Source organism: Pseudoalteromonas sp. MMG022 (genome assembly GCF_021654245.1).
GTDB classification, from domain to species: Bacteria; Pseudomonadota; Gammaproteobacteria; order Enterobacterales; family Alteromonadaceae; genus Pseudoalteromonas; species Pseudoalteromonas amylolytica.
The window spans coordinates 65,830-87,746 of record NZ_JAKFZQ010000018.1 but is presented as its reverse complement, the minus strand read 5'-3'; the positions used below and the strand labels follow the sequence as shown (position 1 = coordinate 87,746).

General features: G+C 44.4%; 15 protein-coding genes. 11 read left to right on the top strand and 4 right to left on the bottom strand.

Features of this window, described 5'->3' with window-relative positions:
• Positions 1 to 287: 287 nt before the first annotated feature.
• The 8 genes from L1070_RS15585 (at position 288) to L1070_RS15550 (ending at position 11,819) form a co-directional block, all read left to right on the top strand.
• Complete coding sequence (locus tag L1070_RS15585) at positions 288 to 755, top strand: hypothetical protein (RefSeq protein WP_237126242.1); 468 nt, start codon at positions 288 to 290, stop codon at positions 753 to 755.
• A gap of 183 nt (positions 756 to 938) precedes the next feature.
• Positions 939 to 3,341 (top strand): hybrid sensor histidine kinase/response regulator, encoded by a 2,403-nt coding sequence (locus L1070_RS15580; RefSeq protein ID WP_237126241.1) that lies wholly within the window; start codon positions 939 to 941, stop codon positions 3,339 to 3,341.
• Positions 3,342 to 3,453: 112 nt separating this feature from the next.
• On the top strand, positions 3,454 to 4,173 hold the full coding sequence (locus L1070_RS15575; RefSeq protein ID WP_237126240.1) for a GH25 family lysozyme: 720 nt from the start codon (positions 3,454 to 3,456) through the stop codon (positions 4,171 to 4,173).
• On the top strand, positions 4,161 to 5,090 hold the full coding sequence (locus L1070_RS15570) for a hypothetical protein (protein ID WP_237126239.1): 930 nt from the start codon (positions 4,161 to 4,163) through the stop codon (positions 5,088 to 5,090). Before L1070_RS15575 ends, L1070_RS15570 begins: the two co-directional genes overlap by 13 nt.
• A 250-nt stretch (positions 5,091 to 5,340) precedes the next feature.
• Positions 5,341 to 7,947: a TonB-dependent receptor gene (locus L1070_RS15565; protein ID WP_237126238.1), complete on the top strand. Its 2,607-nt coding sequence runs from the start codon at positions 5,341 to 5,343 to the stop codon at positions 7,945 to 7,947.
• 35 nt (positions 7,948 to 7,982) lie between these two features.
• Positions 7,983 to 8,840, top strand: a complete 858-nt coding sequence (locus L1070_RS15560; protein ID WP_237126237.1) for a transporter substrate-binding domain-containing protein — start codon at positions 7,983 to 7,985, stop codon at positions 8,838 to 8,840.
• Positions 8,841 to 8,885: 45 nt separating this feature from the next.
• Positions 8,886 to 10,550, top strand: a complete 1,665-nt coding sequence (locus tag L1070_RS15555) for a methyl-accepting chemotaxis protein (RefSeq protein WP_237126236.1) — start codon at positions 8,886 to 8,888, stop codon at positions 10,548 to 10,550.
• 51 nt (positions 10,551 to 10,601) lie between these two features.
• Complete coding sequence (locus L1070_RS15550; RefSeq protein WP_237126235.1) at positions 10,602 to 11,819, top strand: Nramp family divalent metal transporter; 1,218 nt, start codon at positions 10,602 to 10,604, stop codon at positions 11,817 to 11,819.
• Positions 11,820 to 11,911: 92 nt separating this feature from the next.
• Here L1070_RS15550 and L1070_RS15545 read toward each other — a convergent pair whose 3' ends face one another.
• Together L1070_RS15545 and L1070_RS15540 are read right to left on the bottom strand one after the other, a co-directional pair.
• The gene (locus tag L1070_RS15545) at positions 11,912 to 12,403 is read right to left on the bottom strand and encodes a hypothetical protein (RefSeq protein ID WP_237126234.1); all 492 of its coding nucleotides are present in this window, start codon (positions 12,401 to 12,403) and stop codon (positions 11,912 to 11,914) included.
• 75 nt (positions 12,404 to 12,478) lie between these two features.
• Positions 12,479 to 13,255 (bottom strand): alpha/beta fold hydrolase, encoded by a 777-nt coding sequence (locus L1070_RS15540; RefSeq protein ID WP_237126233.1) that lies wholly within the window; start codon positions 13,253 to 13,255, stop codon positions 12,479 to 12,481.
• A 252-nt stretch (positions 13,256 to 13,507) separates the two neighbouring features.
• Between L1070_RS15540 and L1070_RS15535 the strand changes: the two genes are divergently transcribed.
• Both L1070_RS15535 and L1070_RS15530 read left to right on the top strand, forming a co-directional pair.
• A complete protein-coding gene (locus L1070_RS15535; RefSeq protein ID WP_237126232.1) occupies positions 13,508 to 15,547 on the top strand; it encodes a bifunctional 2',3'-cyclic-nucleotide 2'-phosphodiesterase/3'-nucleotidase in 2,040 nt (679 codons plus the stop codon).
• Between the two features lie 112 nt (positions 15,548 to 15,659).
• Positions 15,660 to 17,843: a DUF6359 domain-containing protein gene (locus L1070_RS15530; RefSeq protein ID WP_237126231.1), complete on the top strand. Its 2,184-nt coding sequence runs from the start codon at positions 15,660 to 15,662 to the stop codon at positions 17,841 to 17,843.
• Between the two features lie 50 nt (positions 17,844 to 17,893).
• Here L1070_RS15530 and L1070_RS15525 read toward each other — a convergent pair whose 3' ends face one another.
• Together L1070_RS15525 and ygjK are read right to left on the bottom strand one after the other, a co-directional pair.
• On the bottom strand, positions 17,894 to 18,640 hold the full coding sequence (locus L1070_RS15525) for an alpha/beta hydrolase (RefSeq protein ID WP_237126230.1): 747 nt from the start codon (positions 18,638 to 18,640) through the stop codon (positions 17,894 to 17,896).
• Positions 18,641 to 18,716: 76 nt separating this feature from the next.
• On the bottom strand, positions 18,717 to 21,047 hold the full coding sequence (ygjK, locus tag L1070_RS15520; protein ID WP_237126229.1) for an alpha-glucosidase: 2,331 nt from the start codon (positions 21,045 to 21,047) through the stop codon (positions 18,717 to 18,719).
• A 114-nt stretch (positions 21,048 to 21,161) separates the two neighbouring features.
• Between ygjK and L1070_RS15515 the strand changes: the two genes are divergently transcribed.
• The gene (locus tag L1070_RS15515) at positions 21,162 to 21,788 is read left to right on the top strand and encodes a LysE family translocator (protein WP_237126228.1); all 627 of its coding nucleotides are present in this window, start codon (positions 21,162 to 21,164) and stop codon (positions 21,786 to 21,788) included.
• The last annotated feature ends 129 nt before the right edge of the window (positions 21,789 to 21,917 follow it).

The following is a 21,917-nucleotide window of genomic DNA, read 5'->3' as shown; positions in this document are numbered from 1 at the left end:
GCTTTTAACGAGGTGAAATATTGTAGCCTGAAACTTGAATGTTAGAGATTTTAGCTCTATTGTTGCTGGTTTTTTTATTCTTTTTAAGTTAATTTCTGTATTAATTTTGCTCTTCTTGTTGCGTTTAATTAATTAGTTAAAAAGTGCTGCTTTTAATTACGTATAGAAGCTTACATCAAGGTAACAGTAGCTGTTATCAACCCCCTTTACAGTTGATAAGGGTCAAGCAACTGTTTTGTGGGCTAAGCTGTGTTAAAAATGTGCACCTGGTAGTGAGGAGTATTAACGTGGTAAATGAACAGCTTTGGGAAATCTATCATCAGGTGTACTTTCAACCTTGTGATTTACGCAACTCGCTAGTGCCTAGCAACCGTGGTCAGCGGTTTTTACATAGCGGAGCTATCATCAGTATTTGGAATCCGTGTGGACAAATATATACACTTAGAAAAAATAAGTTGTTCGCTCATAAGATTATTAATTGTCTCAATAACCAAGGGGTGCGTTACTCATTTTTGTGGGGCGGAGACAGAAATATGCACTACAAGGAGCTTAGTATGTTCGTGCCATGCCAGTTTCATACTGCTATAAAGTTAGCCAAGCAAAGCCAGCAATTGGCGTTTTATTATATTGATGATGCATGTGCACTGTGGCTTATCAACACCCATGCAAGTGAGCACAAGCAACGTGTTTGTGGATCTGCTAAGCGTAGAATCGTGAGTATGGGCGGCAAAAGAAGCAATATGGCGCTGAGCTAGCCAAAGAGTGCCTGAGGTGCTGTGATACAACGATGCTCAGGGCTGGGTTAATACTCGATATTTTACATCTTACCTTATTGTATTTATTGCTAATTTAAATCGAAAATAACAGCAATCATTGTTAGAGCCTGAGCGCTTTTTCTACTAGACTGTAGTGCATGTTTCTCATTCTAATAAGATGATATGCGTTTAAAGAACCAATTGGTTGGTTTAATGCTTGGCTGTGCGTTGCTGCCGTTACTAATGATGTTCTGGCTTGCGATAACCCAAAGTAGTGAGCAGGCCAAACAACTAAGGGTGATTGCAGCACAAGCGGAAGTAAACAATGCAGCGATGACCTTTGATAGATATTTTAGTGCGCGCAAAGCAGAGTTATCAACCATGGTGAATGATAAGCGTGTGCAAAGCATGGATTTTGCACAAATGAAAGCTTACCTCAAAAACGCCAAGGCTCGCAGCCAAGGAGGTTATGAAAAGTTTATTTTGGGGGAGTTGGATGGCCGTTTCTATAACACGGAAGGTGGTAATCCTGCACAAGGTATGTTCAGAACCTTTGATGACACAAACCCAAACGCTGAGGCAAAAAGTTTAATCAAACGAGACTACTGGCAAGCCACGATTGGGCAGAATATTGACGCTCGGCCCTTAGTCTATGTATCCGACCCCATGATTTCCTACACCACCCATACCAAGCAAATTGTGGTTAGTGCCAGTATTTTGGATGAGCAAAATAAGCTAGCAGGGCTATTGGCAGGAGCAATAGCTTGGGATGAAATTGAAAGGTTAATTGCACAGGTTGAGAACAATGTAGTTGCTTCGTTTTCAGGCAAAGCACGCATTATGTTGGTATCTCGCCATGGTGCTTATATTTCTCATTGGGACAAAGAAAATATTGTCCATTTGAAAACTGAAGAGGGTGAGTGGGCCAATGAAATGAGTGGTGAACGCGCATCTCAGTCACACTATATTACTCAACATGATGACCCTCAGATAAAAGCGCTTGGACTGCGAAAGATAGCTGGACATCGAGGTTATGAGCAGATCACAGACCCAAATACCCATCAGCCGCTACACGTATTTTTTGCCCCAATAGATTCAGCTAACTACAGTATTTCTATTGTTCTAACTGATGACGCCATGTTTGCTCAGGTACATGAGTTGCGAACATTATTTTGGATTGTGCTGGTGTTTGTACTCACCTTGGTATGTGTCGTTGCAATATGGATATCAAACGTTATTTATAAGCCCATAAAATCACTCACTGATGCGGCGAAATATATGTCATCAGGCAATTACGATCAGCCAATTAGCAGCCATAATAAGGGGGAGTTTGGAGAACTTACTCGCGCCTTCGAGCAAATGCGCAACAAGTTGCGTCAGCGAGAAGGTAAGCTTGCGGAGCTGGTTAATACGCGCACCCAAGAATTAGAAGAAGCCAAACAACAAGCTCAGCAGGCACTGCAAGCCAAAGGTCGCTTTCTAGCCAACATGAGTCATGAGATCCGTACGCCAATGAACGGTATTTTGGGTACTTTGGAGCTGCTAAATAATAGTTCAGAGCTTAGCAAAGAACAGACTCAGTTATTAAAAATCTGTACACATTCAGGTAAGCATTTATTGAATGTGATCAACGATATTTTAGACTTATCTAAGCTCGAAGAGGGGCATGTCACGCTTGAATACAATGATTTTGCGGTAAAAGACTTGATTGAGGATATTAATCATTTGCTCACCCCCTTGGCTGCAAAAAAGGGATTGCAGCTTGATTATGTGATAGATGATGATGTGCCCGAATTTATTCGTGGTGATCAGGCGCGTTTGCAACAGATCTTAATTAACTTAGTTGGCAATGCTATTAAGTTTACAGAGCAAGGAAAAGTGCTGGTATTACTAAGAAACACAAGTAGTCAATCAGCAAAGCAGGTGGACTTGAAGTTTGTTGTTTCTGATACCGGTGTGGGTATTTCACAGCAAGATTTACAGCATATTTTTGAACCGTTTAAACAGGCTGATGGCAGTAAAACACGCCGTTTTGACGGTACTGGACTGGGCCTGAGCCTTTGCAAGGAGCTGTTAGCGCTTATGGGCGGAGAGATTGGTATTGAATCCAAGCTTGGCCAAGGCACAGACGTGTTTTTTAGAATACCCGTAGAGGTTGTGTCCAGCCTAGATAAACCCATACAGCAACAGGTATCATCGTTGTCTGAACTCAAGGGCCACGTGCTGCTCGTTGAAGACAATGATGTCAATCTTATGGTTGTGACGGCAATGCTGAAAAAGCTTGGCCTAGAGGTGAGCACTGCAAAAGATGGTTTGCTTGCGCTTGAGGCACTTGAAACACAACGCTTTGATTTGATTTTGATGGACGTTCATATGCCGAACCTGGATGGCCTTGAAACATCCAAACGGATCAGACAAAACGGTACACTTAAAAACCTGCCAATCATTGCTTTTACAGCCAATATATTTAAAGAAGACATTAACGATTGCTTCAATGCCGGTATGGACGATTTTATAAGTAAGCCTGTGGAACAGGCACAACTTAAGGAAGTGCTCGCGCGTTGGCTTAATGTTAATCATTTGTGATTTTTATCTTGGTGGTAAAGTAAACTGTTGATATATTTTATATAACCTACTGAAGAGCATTAAGTTGTAGCAAGAAGTTGGCGGCTTCTGCTGTAAACATCAAGGAATAGAAATGAATTATAAACTGGTAATTAAGCTGCTGCTGATGGTGGTTATTGTTGTTTTATGTGTTAAAAGGCCCGTGCTGTTTGCTTCTGTTGCATGGTTTAGTGCGGAAAATAACTCTGTGTCGAGTACACATGGTATTGATGTCTCTCACGATCAAGGTCAGGTAGATTGGCAGCAGGTGGCGCAAAGCGGCATTGCGTTTGTTTATCTCAAGGCGACCGATGGTATTACATATACCGATCCTAAATACTTCGATAACTTAGCAGCCATCAAAAACACTTCGTTGGCGGTGGGTGCGTACCATTTTTTTGAAGCTGAAGATGCACCAGAGCAACAATTGAATAATTTTCTATCGCATATCAAAGGGAAAGGGCTCACATTAGCACCGATGGTGGATGTGGAAATTACTCGTGAACAAAGCGCAGAGCAAATTAAGTCACGGCTACATGAATTTTTAACTGGGCTTGAGCTGCAACTTGGGTGCAAGCCTTTGGTGTACAGTAATAGTAGCTTTTGGCAGGCTAACATTGGTCCGTCGTTCAATGACTATCCATTTTGGTTTGCCCACTATGGCGACACCATGAACCCTCCTGAAGGGCTTGAAAATATTCAAATTTGGCAGTATTCACAGACCGGCACCGTGGCAGGGATCAACACCCTAGTTGACCTAGATAAAGTGCTCAATGGTAAATACGCATTGGAGGCGCTCAAATGCAGTTATTAACATCCTTTCATCAAGAAGTTAAGCAGCAGCGGTATCGGATACTGGCACTTTTAAGCTGTATACTTTTAGCTTGGTTACTCATAGGCATTGTACAAGGCCATTTCGCAAACAGCTCACTAGTAGAAGATAACAAACAGTTGTATCAATCCAACTTACAGTATTTGCAACAGGTTGAGCAGCAGATCATGAAAGATTTAGCTGACGTAAACGCCCTAAACGCTGCGCTCAACGTTGCAAAAAGCAGCCAATTTGGTATCTCATTTATTGTTGATTTTAACGTACAAATAGGCAGTTTGTTGGCGGATTTCTCCAGTTTGTTAGAAAAAAGCAGTCATTATTTGTTTTGGTCGTTAGCTTTGGTTGGTGTGATACAGGCGCTTACGTTCTTGGCCGAGCAGCTGTCACCTTGGTTATTACAAGCGGGGTTGTTATACAGCATTGTGTGGGCAGCGTTATGCGTGGTGAAACCGCAGCTAATATACCGACCAAGCTTACAGTGGCTAGGTAAAGCCTTTGCCTTGGCATTTGTATTGTGCCATATCGTGATACCTTACAGTATTCATGTGAGTGCAAAAAGCTCTCAAATAGTTGCCTCGGAATTGGGCCATAAGGCGGATTTAGGCTATTTTCGTGATGTGGCTAAGGAAATGAATACCAGTTTATCCAGTACCGATCTAAAGGAACATGCAAAGCATGGTGTTAAGGTGTTGCATAAGTCGCTCGCGGTGAAGCTGCCAAATAAACTGTTAAAAGCCAACAGCGTGGTCACTCATAACTTGGCGCATAAGTTTATTGCTTTTGTGTTACTCCCTTTGTTGTTTGCTGGACTACTTTTTTTGTTAATCAAGCGTTGTCTGCATAGTTTACTGGGCAACCCTCCCCCTCTAATCACAGAGGCAAAGGCAATAGCCAAATAGCGCCAGGCGACTCCTCATAGCCCTGCCTTGACCATGTACTGGTTCTGGTGGGGTTACACCTCATTGTGTCCTCACCACTTATTACTTTGCGCGTCTATTAGGCTGCTCTAGCGCTTAATTACGCTTTTTTGATGTATTTAATCAATACCGAACTATGATTTATTAAGCTTGTATTAATTTTGCGCACTCTTTGCATCACAAGGGCACCATTGCCCCCAAACGCTCACTGTGAAATTGATAAGGGGATATGATGAGCAAGAATTATCCTAAGTTGCTGCCAGCATTTTGTATTGTGGCAATGACTACCGCGGCTTATGCTGAAGTTCAAGAACAAACATCTATTGAAACGATCACCGTCACCGGTTCACGTATTAAACGATCGGTACAGTCAGAAAGCGCTTCACCTATTTCAAGTACACAATTGAGCGATCTTGCGGATATTGGGGCCAATGACGTGCGTGACCTTATTGAGGTTTTACCCTTCAACGCAGGCTCACAGAATAACTCAGACAATTTAACGCAAAACTTTACGGTGGGTACCTCAAACGTCAATCTACGCGGTCTAGGTGTATCTTCAACCTTAGTGCTACTTAATGGTATTCGTCAGGTTACATCCGCCGTTGTCACTGACCAAGGAGCGAGCTTTGTTGATACGGCCTCTTTGGTGCCTGCGCTTGTTATCAAACGCGTTGAGATACTCAAAGATGGTGCTTCGGCAATTTATGGTTCGGATGCGGTTGCGGGGGTTGTTAACTTTATTACCCGAGATGATCTCGAAGGTGCCGAAGTACAATACGAGTATCGTACTCGATGGAGTGAGGGTAGCCAAGATGAGACCAAAATAGACTTTGCTTATGGTGGGTATGTGGGCGATTCTGCACATATGCTGTTTGCTGTGAGCTTTTTGGAGCGCTCCAGCTTATTATTGGATGAGGTTGATTGGGTGAAGCCAGCAACCAGTAGCTTTGGTAATCCCGGCAGCTTTGTGATCCCCTCATTAGCCGATGAAAATAACCCCAGCGGTTTGACCGTTGCGGATCCGAATTGTGAGGCTAACGGTGGAAGCGTGTCGCAGGGTTCTAACGGTAATTCCTTCTGTTTGTTCGATTTTGCCCCTCAGATCACCGCTGTTCCCAATGAAGACAGGCTACAGGCGTATGCGCGTGCACTGTGGGATTGGAGTGATACGACAAGAATGTGGGCGGAATTTGGCTATGCGCGCAATAAAATCAGTCGTGAAGTATCTCCCAGCTTTCCAGTGCTTAATGCGCCCAGTGTATTGGCCTCTCACCCTGACAACCCATATGAAGAAGATGTATTCTTTCGTGGCAGGCCTTATGGGGTGGGCAAACCTACCGAGATCAATTATTACGACCATACCACATCTCGTTTCGCCTTTGGTGTCGACGGTGAAATAAGTGATGGCATCTATTGGCAGGCTTCCTTTGTGGCTGCGGCAAATGATGCGTTGGTTAACCCAAGAGATGTTATTACTGATAATTTTCAGGCTGCACTGCATGGTTTTGGTGGTAACAAATGTAACGGTACAACCGCGTCTGAGGCTGGGGTAGGAGAGTGTTATTATTTCAATCCATTTGACCCACAAGACCCAAATAATGAGCTACTGAGAGACTTTATTATTGGTGACTATATTGGCGATGCTGAGTCTGAAATGCGTGTCTTCGAAGCGGTTATAACGGGAGACTCATTGTTTGAAGTGGCAGGAGGGGATGTGGGTTATGCCATCGGGATCCAGTACCGTGATGAGTCAATCACCAATGTGTATGACTCGTTTACACAACAGGATAGCTTTGCATTTCTTATAGGTAATCAGAACTTTACAGGTGAACGTGATGTGAAAGCTGTGTTTGCCGAAGTACTGATGCCAATCACTGAAAATCTAGAGATAGGTGCAGCGATAAGATATGAAGACTACGGCGATTTTGGTGGCGATACCACTAATCCTAAATTTTCATTCTTGTGGCTAGCTAGCGATACGCTCTCGCTTAGAGGCACTTTTAGTACTTCCTTTAGAGCGCCATCCGTGCACCAATTGCAAGGCGTACAGACTAATTTTGCTAATATCACTGACCCAGAAGATGGATCAACCACTTTTGGGGGAAACCGCACCATAGGAGACCCTGATCTGGTGCCCGAAACCTCAGAAGCGCTTAATCTAGGTCTCACATATAGCTATGATGAATATGCATTTGATATCGACTATTGGGATTTCTCATTTGAAGATGTACTCACCAGAGAAAGCCACCAAGCAGTGGTGAATGCTCATCCGAATGACCCTACACGCGTGATCAGAACATCAGCTGGCACCATTTCAATCGTCAATACTAAGTTTGTTAACGCCGAGGCAATAGACACATCAGGAATCGATATAAACGTCTCAACGATTTATCAAAGTGACTTTGGGGATTTCTCTCCACAATTAACAGCAACTTATCTACTGCGTTACGATTTGATGGATGCCAGCGGGCAAACCACCGATGGACTCGGTCAACTCAACCTCAATACCGTGGGCAATCCATCACCACGCTTACGAGGCAGCATAGGCTTAAACTGGTCAAATGGCATGCATCGCGCCAATGTTTTTATCAGACATGTGGCGAGCTACAACAATGATGTGAGCGATGAATCAATTGATGCCTTTAATACACTCGATGTGCAATACAGTGTGAATATGGGGCAAGTGCTCAAAGGCGACTCTGAAACTAAACTGACGCTTGGTGTTATCAACGTTACCGATGAAGCGCCACCCTATGTTGCGGTTGCAGGCAGTTATGACCCTCGCACAGGTGACCCAAGAGGACGTCGTGCCTATGCAAAACTACAGTTCAGCTTCTAATTCATCGAGGGCCGATTGGTTGTCGAGCAGTGAGTATGTACGAGTGGTTTGGCACAACAGAGCCACAAGAGAAGCTAGATATGGCTGGTAAATTAATCTTCTTGGCGGTGTTTTTGCTGGGGCTGTTGTGGCCCCTAGCAGCGCAGGAGCGGGTAATTCGCTTGGTGACGCTAGAGTATCCACCCTATGAGTTTCAGGGGGCACAGGATGCAAGTGGTATTGCAGTCGAAATTGTTCGTGAAGCGTTTGGTCGTATCGAACAACCTTTTTCGATTCAGTTTTTGCCGTGGGGGCGTGCTATCAGAGAAGTTAAAAATGGTCGGGTGGATGGCATATTTACCATTTATAAAACACCAGAGCGGGAAACCTTTATGAGCTATTCCAAGGAAGTTTTGGTGCAACAGTCCATAGGTTTTTTTGCTCGCAAAGAATATCCAATTTACTTTGATGGGCGCATTGCGTCGTTGTCTCCTTATCGTATTGGAATCGTAAGAAAAGTCAGCTATGGCGAAGAAATAGATGCGGCGCTGGCCAAAGGCGTGTTAGAAAATATTGTAACCACAGATACTGGAATTAACAGTTTTAAGCTATTACTAGCAGATAGAGTGGATGTGGTGATCAGTAACCAACTCGGCGGTTTGGAGATACTCAAGCAGTTAGGTATAGAAGATAAAATTCGCCAAGTCCCTTCTTATGACTACGACATACCAAGCTATATTGCATTTGCAAAAGAGCCTTATTTGGAAGGGGTTAAACAACGTCTAGACATCGCCATCAGAGCAATGAAAGAAGATGGTTCATACCAGAAAATAATCGCAGAGTATTTGCAACATTACCGAAGTATTAAACCTGTGATAAGCACGCCAGTTGGGTCCGCTCAATCGGTCAATTAGTTTGGCACAGGAGCAGGGCAATCGCTTTGTACGAGGAACAAAAGCATGAAACTCACCATAAAGTCCAGACTGATATTATTGTCTTTAATCCCGATTATTATCATTTCGTCTGTTGTGATTACACTCACCTACAGTGAAGCGACTATGCTCAGTGAGGCACAGGAGGCTTTAAGTCGTAAAGAAATGATGCGCATGAAAAGAGATGAACTAAAGGCTTATCTGGAAATTGCCCAAAGTGTGATCAAACCAATCCAAAATGAAGGTCGGCCACTAGAAGATGTGATCAACCTCTTGAAAAACATAAAATTTGGAGAGTCAGGTTACTTATTTGCGTTTAGAAGTGATGGTACGCGGGTGATGCAAGGAGATAGCGATCAGGGAATTGGCAAAAACTTCATTGCTTTAAAAGATAAAAGAGGAAATTATCTGGTTCAAGATATCATCGACTCGGCGAAAAGTGGCGATGGTTATTCTGTGTATTACTTTCCTAAACCGGATCAAACCGAGGCTATCCCCAAGTTGGCGTATAGTATTTATTTACCCGACTGGGACCTTATCGTTGGCACTGGGTTTTACACCGAGGATGTGGATGCGTTGCTTAAATCTATGCGTGAGAAGAACGATAAGCAGGTGGTAAAAAGTATTCGTGATATCTTGTTGTTTACACTCATTATTTCGATCGTAGTGGGTATATTTGGTTTGCTGATCAGCAAGAGTATCACTGTGCCATTATCGAAGTTTGAAGATACCATAGATATTTTTGCCGCCAGAGACGCGGACTTAACCGCGCGTATTCCAGATTTTACTTTACCTGAGTTTGATAGCTTGAGCCGCAATTTCAATATTTTTCTCGGCCAGTTACACGCATTGATCATTAAGGTTGCTAAGCTGACCAACGAAGTGGTTAATGAAACCAAACAAATCGCAACGGCCTCTTCTGAAATAAATTCGTTGTTGATGCGCCAACAGTCTGAGACCGAAATGATAGCAACCGCAATGACACAGCTCAGCGCTTCTGCTGAAGAAATCTCTCGCAATGCTAACGAAGCGGCAAACTCAGCAAAAAATGCCAACCGCAGCGCCAATGATACGCAAAACTCGGTCGATGAAGCGACTGATTCAGTGAATACCTTGGCGCAGAAGCTTGACCAAGCCAGTGATGTAATTTTAAAGCTCGAAGGTGATGTAAAAAATATCTCAAGCTCGTTATCAATCATTCAAGAAATTGCCGAGCAAACTAACTTATTAGCACTTAATGCAGCAATTGAAGCAGCTCGAGCAGGCGAGCAAGGTCGAGGGTTTGCGGTGGTTGCTGATGAAGTGCGTGAGCTTGCCACGCGCACGCAAAAAAGTGCAGCACAAATATTAGGTGTGATAAAGACGCTGACTGATGGCTCAAAAGACGCAGTACAAGCTATGGACTCTAGTAAGAGTTTTAGTGCGCTAACGGTTGATAAGGCCGCCAGTGCATCCGAATCCTTACAAAATATTGTGCAGTTTATTCACGAAATTCTAAATGTTAATGAGCACATTGCCAGCGCGACAAAAGAGCAAAATATCGTGGATAAAGAGATCAGCGAGAGAACTGAGTCCATCTCTGAACACTCCAAAGAGTCCGCGGCTATAGGGGATCGTAATTTGGAAATTAGCTCCAAGCTCAGTGAGAAAGCGGGGGAGTTAGCTGCGATTGTGAATCGCTTTAAAATATAGTCATCATTGTACAGGGCAAGTGCCAAGGCAGCAGAGAATGGGAAGATAACCATGCTAAAAAGATTAAATAACTATGGACCTGGTGTCATTGTGACGGCGGCGTTTATTGGCCCTGGCACCATCACCGCATGTACGCTTGCAGGCGCACAATATGGCTATGTTTTGCTTTGGGCACTCGTGTTTGCAACGGTTGCAACCATCATTCTACAAGAAATGTCGGCACGAGTAGGGATAGTGACGCAAAAAGGATTGGGCGAGGTGATTAATCACTCATTACGTGATTCTGTGTGGAAATGGCCACTGTTTGCACTGATCATTGTGGCCATATGTATCGGAAATGCGGCCTATGAAGCTGGCAACCTAGTGGGGGCAGCGCTCGGTATTGAGGCCATCACCAACCCCAACAAATGGATTTTTCGAGGCTCTATCATTGCGCTGACGGCGATTGGCGCGGTCATTCTTATGCAAGGTACTTATCGGCAAATAGAGCGTATTTTGATTACTTTGGTGTGTGTGATGGCCCTAGCATTTATCATCACCTTCTTTTTGGTCAAGCCAGACCTTACCCAGCTATTTAAAGGGCTTGTCATGCCTTCAATTCCTGAGGGGAGCTTGCTGACAGTGATAGCGCTGATTGGCACCACTGTGGTGCCTTACAATTTGTTTTTACATGCATCGACTGCCAAATCTCATTGGTCTAAACCCGAAGATATTCCAAAGGCTCGCTCAGATACGATAGTCTCTATTGGTTTAGGGGGGCTGATCGCGATTTTAGTGACCTCTACTGCGGCCGCCAGTATTTTTACGTTTGGGCTGAGCGTCAATAACGCACTGGATATGGCAGTGATCTTTGAGCCGACTTTTGGCAGCCTTTCAAAATATTTGTTGGGCATTGGCTTATTCTCAGCGGGGCTAAGCAGCGTGATCACGGCACCGTTGGCAACAGGGTATGTGATCTCTGAGATTTTGCAGTTAAAAGGAGATGTGAATTCTAAATCCTTTAGACTGATCACTATAAGTATCGTTGTGATCGGGGCTGTTTTATCAATGGCCGACGTTAAACCGATTCAAATCATCATTCTTGCCCAGTTTGCGAATGGTTTATTGCTACCCATTATTGCCATGTTTTTATTGTACGCGATGAACAATAGACAGCTGCTTGGCCGTCATGCTAATACCAAATGGTCTAACTTTCTTGGCTTTTCGGTGCTTATTTTTACCGCCTTTTTAGGCGTAAGGTTGATAGCTAAGGCACTTGGTTTGTATTAACTGACATACTAGTTGGACCTTGTGTGAAATAGCCATTCATTTGATATAAATGCACTTATAATGTTTGCAAGTGCTTACTAATTCAAGGTGTGCTAACGGGTCATTTTCCCAATATTCACCGCTTTCACTTCCGTGATAGTTATATCGCGAACATGGCGCATGGATTGCCACATCAATCTGTGGCCTTTAGTAAACCGCAATAGCCTTACACGTCTTTGCCAGCGCTGAATCTCTTCATCGGTAGCGAGTCTTAATGGTCCAAGTTGACCTGCCAGACGCACTGCTGGTTGATGCAAAAACTGCCCTTTTAATAATGATTGAAACCAAAACCACTTACTACTATTTACCGCTAAGATGCAGACGTTGGTATTGTGTGTGGCGTTGCTGGGGAGTTGTTTCGTAAAACGTTCAAAGTAGCAGGCTTGGACCTGACCATTGGTTAAAGTGCCTAACATCAAAGAGCCGATTGGGGTGAGATGTGGTGAGCCATTTTCATCTACTGAGGCGATAGCATAATGCAACGAAGAAAATAAAGAAGCCTTACACACGCTTTTGGCACTTTGCCATTGTTGTTCTGAGATCATGAGGCTTCCTTGTTCTGCTTTTAAGTCCATAAAAGCAGAACACCATTACCGAGTCAAATAATGCTTTAATACCAACTATGCGCTGGTGAGTGTACGTTCAGTATAAAGCTGCTTAACCACGTCACTAAACGCTTCTCCAACTTCTTGATTGGAACTGTCGATAAAGAAATGATCACCTTCAAATAAAGTGAAGGTGTACTCTCCTGAGAAGTACTTTTGCCAATCTTGTTGCTCCTCGACGGTAATTTCGTCATCCTTGCCCGCAAACACACTCAAGCTACACGGGCTCTTTTCATCACCAGTATATCGATAGGTGTTTGCCAGCTTGAAGTCAGCACGTAGTACCGGCATGAACAATGTCATCAGTTCTTCATGTTCTAACACCGCAGGAGGCGTGCCATTGAGGCTTTTCAGTTTGGCTTTGAATGCTTCATCATCTAATAAATGCGTTTTTTCGTGGCTGCGGTCTTTACCTGGGTTTGGACTACCTGAAGCTACAAAGTGGCATGGTCCGGCCATGCCACTTAGGCGCATTTTACGCTGTGCTTCGAATGCTACTCTGGCACCCAAACTATGGCCATAAAATACGAAATCACAGTTTAAATGTGGGGCAAGTTCTGTGATCAGCGTATCTGTTAATTCATCCATACATTGTGCTGGTGGTTCACTAATACGCGCGCCCCGTGCTGGCATCTGGATGATGATAAGCTCCACAAAGTCTGGCAGTGTATCTTTCCAATCACTGAATGATCTAACGCTACCACCTGCATAAGGGAAACAGATAACTTTGAGTGATGCCTGTGGGTTAGGCTTAGGAATAAATAGCCATGGGCTGTGTGATGCACTACTCATTTCTCAATCCTTTTTTATTCTTTTTAAATCAGTTATGCATTTTAGTTTACCTTGGTGGGCGACAAAATGAAACGTGCAATAATGTCCAAAGTTCAATGCTGATTGGATGAAGAACATCCAAAATCCCTCAATGTGACCGTCCCTAAAAAGTCATATTTATTGCACAAATATGCCATGAATAATTCGCTTAATTGTCTTTTTAGATCTCTATAGTACTTGCTCTAATTCTAGATAAATCAAAGAGCAAGGACTATGAAGACAAAGTTATTACCATTAGCAATATTGTGTGGCTCTAGCGCATTATTTGCTGGTTGTTCCGACTCAGACAACAATAAAATAAAGACGCCAAGCGAAAAGCAACCTGTAATTATTACCGAGGGGACGCAAATCGAAGTTCGCTTACTTGAGACCACGGATCTACACGCAAATCTGCTGAACTTTAATTATTTCTCAGATAAGCAAGATGATAAGGTTGGTCTGGTAAAAACAGCTGCTTTGATCCGTCAGGCGCGTGAGCAAGTGAGCAACTCAGTGCTGGTTGATAATGGAGACTTGATCCAAGGCAGTCCGCTGGGTGATTACATGGCTAAAATCAAAAAGCTAGCGGATGGCGAGGTACATCCGGTTTATGCTGCGATGAATACGCTTGAATACGATGTTGCGAATATTGGTAATCATGAATTTAACTTTGGATTAGAGTTTTTGCACGAAGCCATTGATGACGCGAATTTCCCTTATATCAGTGCCAATGTGTTTAAAGATGACGGCGATGATGATGACAGTAATGATGAACCATTGTTCAAACCTTATGTCATTCAAGACAAAACCTTCGTTGACCTTAAGGGCAACAGCCACACCATCAAAGTAGGTTTCATTGGTTTTGTACCACCGCAAATCATGCAATGGGACAAGGCCAATCTCGAAGGTAAAGTGATTGCCAAAGACATCATTGCGATGGCAAACCTTTATGTACCTAAGATGAAAGCAGAAGGCGCGAACTTAATTGTTGCTATTCCACATTCTGGGCTAGATGTGAGTGCTGACAAACCTATGGCTGAGAACGCCAGTTATTATTTGTCGAAGGTTGAAGGCATTGATGCAATTATGTTTGGTCATGCGCATGCAAATTTCCCTGGTGCGCGCTATGAAAACCTGACTGACCATGGTATCGATATAGACAAAGGCACCATAAATGGCGTAGCCGCAGTTATGCCTGGCTTTTGGGGAAATCATCTCGGGATTATAGACCTAACGCTGGAGTATAAATCTGGCCAGTGGCAAGTGAGTCAATCTCAATCCTCGTTACAAGCAATTTATGAAACTGACGAGAACCGTATCACCACAGCTTTGGTTAATAACGACGCTCAGGTTGAGTCTGCGGTCCACGATGCTCACCAACAAACGCGCGAATGGGTAAACGCCCCATTTGCTAAGATCACTGGGCCCGTTAACAGCTACTTCGCGCTTGTCAATGATGACCCATCGATTCAAATCGTGACCAACGCGCAAACTTGGTACACGCAAAAGATTGTCCAAGGGACGGAGCTTGATGGTTTGCCCATACTCTCTGCTGGGGCTCCATTTAGAGCAGGACGTGGCGGCGCGGATGACTACACTTCAATTCCATCGGGTGATATTGCTTATCGCAATGTGGCTGACCTGTATATTTACCCCAATATTTTAAAAGTGCTCAAACTCAATGGCGCGCAAGTAAAAGAGTGGTTAGAAATGTCGGCGGGGCAGTTTAATCAGGTAGACGTGCAAAGCAACGATGTCCAAATGCTGATCAACAGTGACTTCCCTTCTTACAATTTTGATGTGTTAGATGGTGTGACCTATCAAATTGATGTGACCCAACCTGCTAGATACAACGCCAAAGGCGAAAAAGTCTCCGATGGCCAACGTATTGTGGAACTTAAGTATCAAGGCCAGCCTGTTGCGCACGACCAGCAATTCTTAGTCGCTACTAACAACTATCGTGCCTCTGGTGGCGGAAACTTCCCAAATATTGGGGCGGATAAGATAGTAGTGGACTCTCCAGATGAAAACCGTCAAGTGGTTGCCGATTATATTGCTTATCAAAGCCAAGCAAATAATGGTGAAGGCTTAAATCCTGCGGCCGACATGAACTGGTCTTTTGCGCCAGTTGCCAACGTACAGATCCAATTTCCCAGTGCCAATAGCGCTGAGGCAAAGGCATACAGCGAACAGTTTACTCATATCATTACCACCGAACAGGTGGATGAATCAGGCTTTGCTATTTACCAACTCGATTTGACCCAACCGCAGTAACTTGTGGTTAAACCCTAGCCCCTTGAGTGGGGCTATTTATTTTCAGCCCTAGCTGATGTCTTGTTGATACAAAGAGATAGGGATTTCTAACTCAATAACGGGAATTTTAAAAATGAAATCTATGTATAGATATAGTGCATTAGCGTTGTTGTTCGGTGGTACGCTTTCGCTGAATGCACTCGCAGCAGATGCGTATGACTGGAACAATGTTGCACCGGTTAAAACGCCAAGTGTAGCGAATAACAACGGTAAAACCGTCTACTTTGATGTGTCTCATAGTGGTGTTGAAGGCAATGCGGACTGGGTTATTGATGGCGCATTTTCTGATTTCGCTGATGCTTTGGTACAAGAAGGTTATACCGTCAAAGAGTACCGAGGCGTTGACTTAAACAATGATGGTCGCATTCGCTTTTATGATGATCGCAGCGCTGGAGTAAATCAGAACGAAGCGGTTATCACCTATGATGCGATTAAAGCGGCTGATGTATTTGTACTTGCTGAGACTAACCGCCCATTTACTATTAGCGAGCAGGCAGCACTAGAACAATTTGTTGCATCAGGAAAAGGGATTTTCTTTGTTGCGGATCACTATGATGCCGATCGTAATTTAAATACTTGGGATGCAACAGAAGTTTTTAATGGCTATAACCGCTCAGATTTAAGCAAATACAATATGGGTGGAGCCTACGGTGACTGGCGCAACCCAAAAAATGCAAACGCTGGCTGGTTAGTTGATAACTTTGGCATTCGTTTTCGCTTTAATGCGGTGGATTACAAGCAAGGAGTAAGCGGTGTTGTTGAGAGCTCAAAAACAGAAGGTATAACACAAGGTGTACAGCCTATTTTGATGGCTGCGGGAGCAACTCTGGCGATTGTGAACCCACAAAAAGCAAAAGGCTTGGTATATTTTTCACAAACAGACACCCCAGTTAAATGGCGACACGCTAAAGATCAGGGACTATATTTTGGTGGCGCAGCGGAAGGCCCGTATGCCGCCATCGCAAAATCAGGTGCAGGCAAAGCGGCATTTATTGGTGATTCTTCACCGATAGAAGATGCAACGCCTAAGTACCTTCGTCAAGATAACGGTAACACCAAAAAAACCTATCCAGGTTGGACGGACACGGGCAACGCTGCCGTGTTGGCAGTAAATATCGTAAATTGGTTAGCAACGCCTGAAAGTTATCAGTATTTCGATGGCAGTAATGGTCACACCAGCGGTGTTGCCACACCGACTCCAATGGCGACCCAAGAGTATAGCGACCCTAACAATGGGCAACCATGGGGGACGCCTGCAACAGGGTTTAATGCGTGGGATACTGACACTTATAAAAACAATTCCTACAATGCGCCATACGGAAATGGGCAAACCAATCCCGATCCTGACCCAGATCCGACACCTACACCGGGCAATACGGTCTCAGTAGAGCAAGCTTTGGCATCAGCTCAGGGAACTGATTTAGTGGTGATTGGCAAGGTTAGCGCAGCTGTAAACGGCATTTACGGGTTAGAGCTGACGGACTTAAACAACCCAGCCAGCCACATCTACGTAAAGCTTGAAAGCGCGCAGCGTGGCGATTTTAACCCCCAGCTCAATCCGAGTATTTTAAATCAGAATATCATCGTAACAGCTAAGCGCGACAGTTACATGGGCGAACCTGGGTTGCGTTATGTCAGTGATATTCAAATTGCGCCGACGGCTTTATCTGTAGAGCAAGCATTGGCGACGGCGCAGGGTGAGAGCATCGAGTTAACTGGTCGAGTAAAGTCGGCACTGAATGATATCTATGCACTGGTACTGGAAGACAGCAACAACCCGAGTTTTACCATTAACGTTAAACTTGAAAGCGCTCAGCGTAGTGAGTTTAGTCCGCAGCTCAATCCATCTATTCTAAATGCACAGTTACTGATCAAAGGTGTACGCGACAGCTACATGAGCGCACCGGGTGTGCGTCAGGTCAGCTCGATTGAAGTGGTCGGTAATGGTACGACGAACCCAGACACCGGTAGCGATATGTCAGTAAGCGAGGTGTTAGCTTTAGCAAATGGTCAGGCTGTAGTGGTAGCGGGTGTAATAACTTCTCCAGTTAATGGTCAATATGCGCTTGAACTAAGTGATGATAACAATAGCGCGGATAACTTATACATTAAACTGGAGTCTTCACAGCGCGATGCTTTTAGCCCGCAGCTAAACCCAAGTGTATTGGGTAAACGGCTACGCGTTGAAGGCATCAAAAATGATTATATGAGCCACCCTGGTGTGCGCAATGTCAGCAAGTTGACCTTGCTAGATTAAAGAGTTTACCCAAAGACTGGTTAGGGCCGTAAGGCCCTTTTTTGACGAGACTAAATTGCTTTCAAGGCTTCGCAGTCAGTGTCATCTAAATGTAGTTCAATCAAGCGGTTAATACGGGTTTTAAGCCATTGTGGCCCGTAGTCACTCATGTCGTTGTGTCTGGACTTATCTATGGTGACCACACAGCTTTGATATTTTTGCTGCTCTGCAAGCGTTGGCAGCACACCAGGGTCAGCTGGGTAATCGCTGGCACGAATCGATAACACGCGAATGTCACGGTTACGTGGCAGTGGCACGCGGCGATGATCCAATGTAATGATATCCTTGATGAAGCTCACCTTTTGGCTGGCCAGTAAAGATGAAATATCACCGCCATTGGAGTGACCAATCAACATGAGTTGGTCGAAATTATAGTGTGGATATTCTTGCTTAAGCTGCTCGTGTACCACTGCAATGGTGACTGTACCTCTGAGCCAGTTTTCTTGACGGGTTTCAAACAAGTTGCCAGTGATCGACAAAGGCGGATCGCCGGGTAGTTCATGGGCTATTGCAACGGTTAAATAACCTCGTTGGTTTAACAGCTTCGAAATAAACTGATATTTATCATGTTCTACGCGATAGCCTGCGTTGATAAACGCCACTTTACATTGTGTTTGTGCCGTACACTGTGTCTCGTTAGTTGGCATGGTGATTTCCAGCGGAATCGCCCGGTTTCGCTTTTTATCGTCAATTGTTGAAGGGGTTGCGTGTGCGCCAAATATGGCACATAAGCTTAGCAAACCAATTATACGTTTCATCATTGTCCCTATTGATATTTCTTTAGTGCTAAAATGTATCATGCGATTAGTTTTTTTATCTATTAAAATTAATTGGTTATACATCTTGTTTGCTTAGTTTGAATTCAGTTAACAGCATAAATAGATGTGCCGCGCTCCAAGAAAAATTGGGTGCCCCCTGCACGGCCCCGTTGAGTGGATGGTAATTCTCTCTGATGGGGGCATTTTGCATTAGTCCATTTGCTCTGGATAAAAGCTTCTCAATCAGTTGCTGCGCGTCTTGATGATAACCGTAGTGGCTTAACCCTTTTACGCCAAAGTAGAACTGATCGAGCCACACGCGGCCCCGCCAATAAATATTCGGGCCAAAAGCTGGATTGCTTAATGCGGCGCTCCCAAGTGGTATATGGCTGTTAAACTCATTGGGGTTGAGCATGACGTTACGAACAGCTTGTGCCTGCGCAGGCGTTGCTACTTGATTGAACAAAGGAGACCATCCTTCTGGGCCCTTACCACGCTTGCTCAAAGGTTTGCCTGCACAGCCATTTTCCAGTGGTACTGAGGCAATTTCAATATCGTAATAATAGCCACTGTTTGGGTCAAACATGCAACGATTAATATAATCGCTGAGTTGTTGTGCTGCTTTTGCGAACATTTCTGCGTCGTCTGTATGGCCCAACAAACGCGCTATCTTAGCCAAATAGCGATTGTCAGCAACCATGTAACTGGCCTGATCAACCGACTCCTGTTTGAGTGAGTAACCGAGCAGTTGTCCATGTGTGGAAACATTTTTTGCAAAATCTACCTGCCAGTCTTGTCGCTTTCCGCCAGTTTTGAGGTATTCGGCGAGCTGCTGTGGGTGAATAAAACCAAAGTTACCCGCATCATCTCGACCAGACTCCCACGATGCGGCAGTTTGAGCTGGCAGTGTGACTGACTCCCCTTGGCTTTTTAGTGTACGAAATTGTTCTAAGCCATACAGAACACGGTGTTTATCGCCTTCAAGTAGTATAAATTTTAGCTGCCCCTTTGGGTTGTTGTGTGCTTTATCGAGTGTTGCGCCGTACTCGGGTACGCCATTGCGGTTGTGATCCCGATTGCGCAGCCACCACTGTCGATAGGCTTTTAATTTGGGGTACATGGTTTTTAGCCACTGACTATCTTGAGTTTGCTCATACACTTTCATTACCGCCCAAGCGGCAAGGCTGGGCTTGGTGTTGCGCTCACTCCAGTTGCCACCATCACCGCCACGTTCAGGACTGACGTTGTAGCCCACCAAATCGGGTAACATTCCTACATCCTGCGGTCGTACTTTGTCACCTGGTTGTATTTGATGCGCAAACACGGTGTTAATGTTTTCTTTGGCTAACAATGGGTGAAAGTGACTGAGGGTATAGGCTTGTTTCCATGTATCCCACGGCCAAGTCAAATTGCCTGAAAACCAGCGTGCGGTCACCGCAGGGCTAACCGTATGGTGTTTGATGGCACCTGCGGGCGCACGCCAGTTGCCAAGTAAGGTTTCAATAGTTTTTGCCAACAAACGACGATGCGAGGGTGACTTAATTTTCTGCGTTACCTGTAAATATGAGTGCCAGCGCTGCTTACTTTGCTGCAAGTATTGCTCAGGGGATTTGAGAATAGCTTGGTGGCGTTTTCGAGTATCTTTATATTCTGCGTCATTGAGTGTGTGGCTATAAAGCGTATAAAAGGTCGTATTAGCATCAACACGGGCTTGACCATGAAAGCCATTTTTCTCGCTTGTGAAGGTGATTGGCAGTGTTTTTTGCATCACATAACTAGAAGTGCCCGATGTGAGCAATTCCCAAGGCGCGCGAACTCGGCCAAATTCGACCCTAATACCATTACTGATTGGGGTGAGCACTGGTTGATAATCGGCAAACGCTTGTGTGTGGGTACGCTTGTCATCAAATTGGCTTAACAGCTGACCATCGAATCGCAGGGTATGTTGATGTGGTGACTCGATATGTGTTTTAAGCAAAGAGGTTCGATGGTCAACAAAGCGCAGTGTTAAGGTGACGCGAACTTCAGGACCATGTAACTTTTGTATCAAAACGCCCGGTTGAGAAAATACTTCACCTGATAGCGGCACCCGCTCACCGTGGCGATATAGCTGTAGGCGATCAAAGCGTTTGGCGATATACAGCAAATACTCTTCGGCAATGACTGCATGACCTGTAAAGCCGCCCAACTCTTCGTCTGAGCTAGGAAGCAAATGCCCATGCCAAGCGCCCATATCAAAAAATGGACTGTATGGACTGTGTTTAAACTCATCGCTGGGGCGCATCATGCTGGGTTCTCCAACACGGTCAATAAGATTGTTAAATGCTAAGCTTGACCCAGACAACAGCATTAAAGCGCATAGTATGGCGTGATAAAAGGCAGTCATGATATTCTCTTTTTTTTGCATACAATATATCTTTATGCGCGTGAAGCCAACCAAGTGGCGATAAAGCGTGATACTTGTGTGGGTGAAAGCTAAGTGGTACGGTTTTAAAACCGCTTTTAAATTTAGAAGATTAAAATGGATTTTACGACATTACTGCTATTTGTTCCTGCGTGCTTTGCGCTGAATATGGCGCCCGGCCCTAATAACCTGTTAGCCTTAAATAATGCACAACGTTATGGCTTAGCTGCGGCTATTATGGGGGGGCTGGGCAGATTAGTGGCTTTTATGATCATGATAGCTTTGGTTACCAGTGGCCTGGCGGTCGTGTTACTGACGTCCCAATGGCTCTTTTTTACAGTCAAAATCATGGGCGCAGGCTATTTATTTTGGCTTGCTGTCAAGTTGTGGCGCGCGCCAAGCATACAAGATGAGCCTTTGATACACCCGACGGCGAGGTCGTCTTTGCAATTGAGTAAACAAGAATGTTTACTGGCGCTTGGTAACCCCAAAGCCATATTGATCTTTACCGCATTTTTGCCGCAATTTATTGACCCGACAGCGGCTGTCATGGCGCAGTCCACTGCGTTGGGCGCTTTGTTTTTATTGCTAGAACTAACTGTCATTTGCCTGTATGCCGCGTTAGGGGCATTTTCGAAAAACTGGCTCAAACAAAGGCATATTCAACAATACTTTAATCGCCTATGCGCAACGTTTATAGCCAGTCTTGGCATCGCTATGTTGATGGAGGAAAAAGCGCGCTAACTTACTCTGTTAAAAACAAAATTTCACAATGTAAGTATTTTTATCGTGACGATAAAAATATTTCTCAGCAGCGTGCGGCGCTATTTTGTACTCTACGCTCTTTAAGGCATTGCCAATGTTGGCAATGCC

What these genes read in the sequence shown, in the direction of transcription:
- L1070_RS15515 (WP_237126228.1), top strand. Translation starts at nt 21,162, where the DNA reads ATGGATTTTACGACATTACTGCTATTTGTTCCTGCGTGCTTTGCGCTG.
- ygjK (WP_237126229.1), bottom strand. Translation starts at nt 21,047, where the DNA reads ATGCAAAAAAAAGAGAATATCATGACTGCCTTTTATCACGCCATACTA.
- L1070_RS15575 (WP_237126240.1), top strand. Translation starts at nt 3,454, where the DNA reads ATGAATTATAAACTGGTAATTAAGCTGCTGCTGATGGTGGTTATTGTT.
- L1070_RS15545 (WP_237126234.1), bottom strand. Translation starts at nt 12,403, where the DNA reads ATGATCTCAGAACAACAATGGCAAAGTGCCAAAAGCGTGTGTAAGGCT.
- L1070_RS15540 (WP_237126233.1), bottom strand. Translation starts at nt 13,255, where the DNA reads ATGAGTAGTGCATCACACAGCCCATGGCTATTTATTCCTAAGCCTAAC.
- L1070_RS15525 (WP_237126230.1), bottom strand. Translation starts at nt 18,640, where the DNA reads ATGAAACGTATAATTGGTTTGCTAAGCTTATGTGCCATATTTGGCGCA.
- L1070_RS15555 (WP_237126236.1), top strand. Translation starts at nt 8,886, where the DNA reads ATGAAACTCACCATAAAGTCCAGACTGATATTATTGTCTTTAATCCCG.
- L1070_RS15565 (WP_237126238.1), top strand. Translation starts at nt 5,341, where the DNA reads ATGAGCAAGAATTATCCTAAGTTGCTGCCAGCATTTTGTATTGTGGCA.
- L1070_RS15570 (WP_237126239.1), top strand. Translation starts at nt 4,161, where the DNA reads ATGCAGTTATTAACATCCTTTCATCAAGAAGTTAAGCAGCAGCGGTAT.
- L1070_RS15535 (WP_237126232.1), top strand. Translation starts at nt 13,508, where the DNA reads ATGAAGACAAAGTTATTACCATTAGCAATATTGTGTGGCTCTAGCGCA.
- L1070_RS15550 (WP_237126235.1), top strand. Translation starts at nt 10,602, where the DNA reads ATGCTAAAAAGATTAAATAACTATGGACCTGGTGTCATTGTGACGGCG.
- L1070_RS15560 (WP_237126237.1), top strand. Translation starts at nt 7,983, where the DNA reads ATGTACGAGTGGTTTGGCACAACAGAGCCACAAGAGAAGCTAGATATG.
- L1070_RS15580 (WP_237126241.1), top strand. Translation starts at nt 939, where the DNA reads ATGCGTTTAAAGAACCAATTGGTTGGTTTAATGCTTGGCTGTGCGTTG.
- L1070_RS15530 (WP_237126231.1), top strand. Translation starts at nt 15,660, where the DNA reads ATGAAATCTATGTATAGATATAGTGCATTAGCGTTGTTGTTCGGTGGT.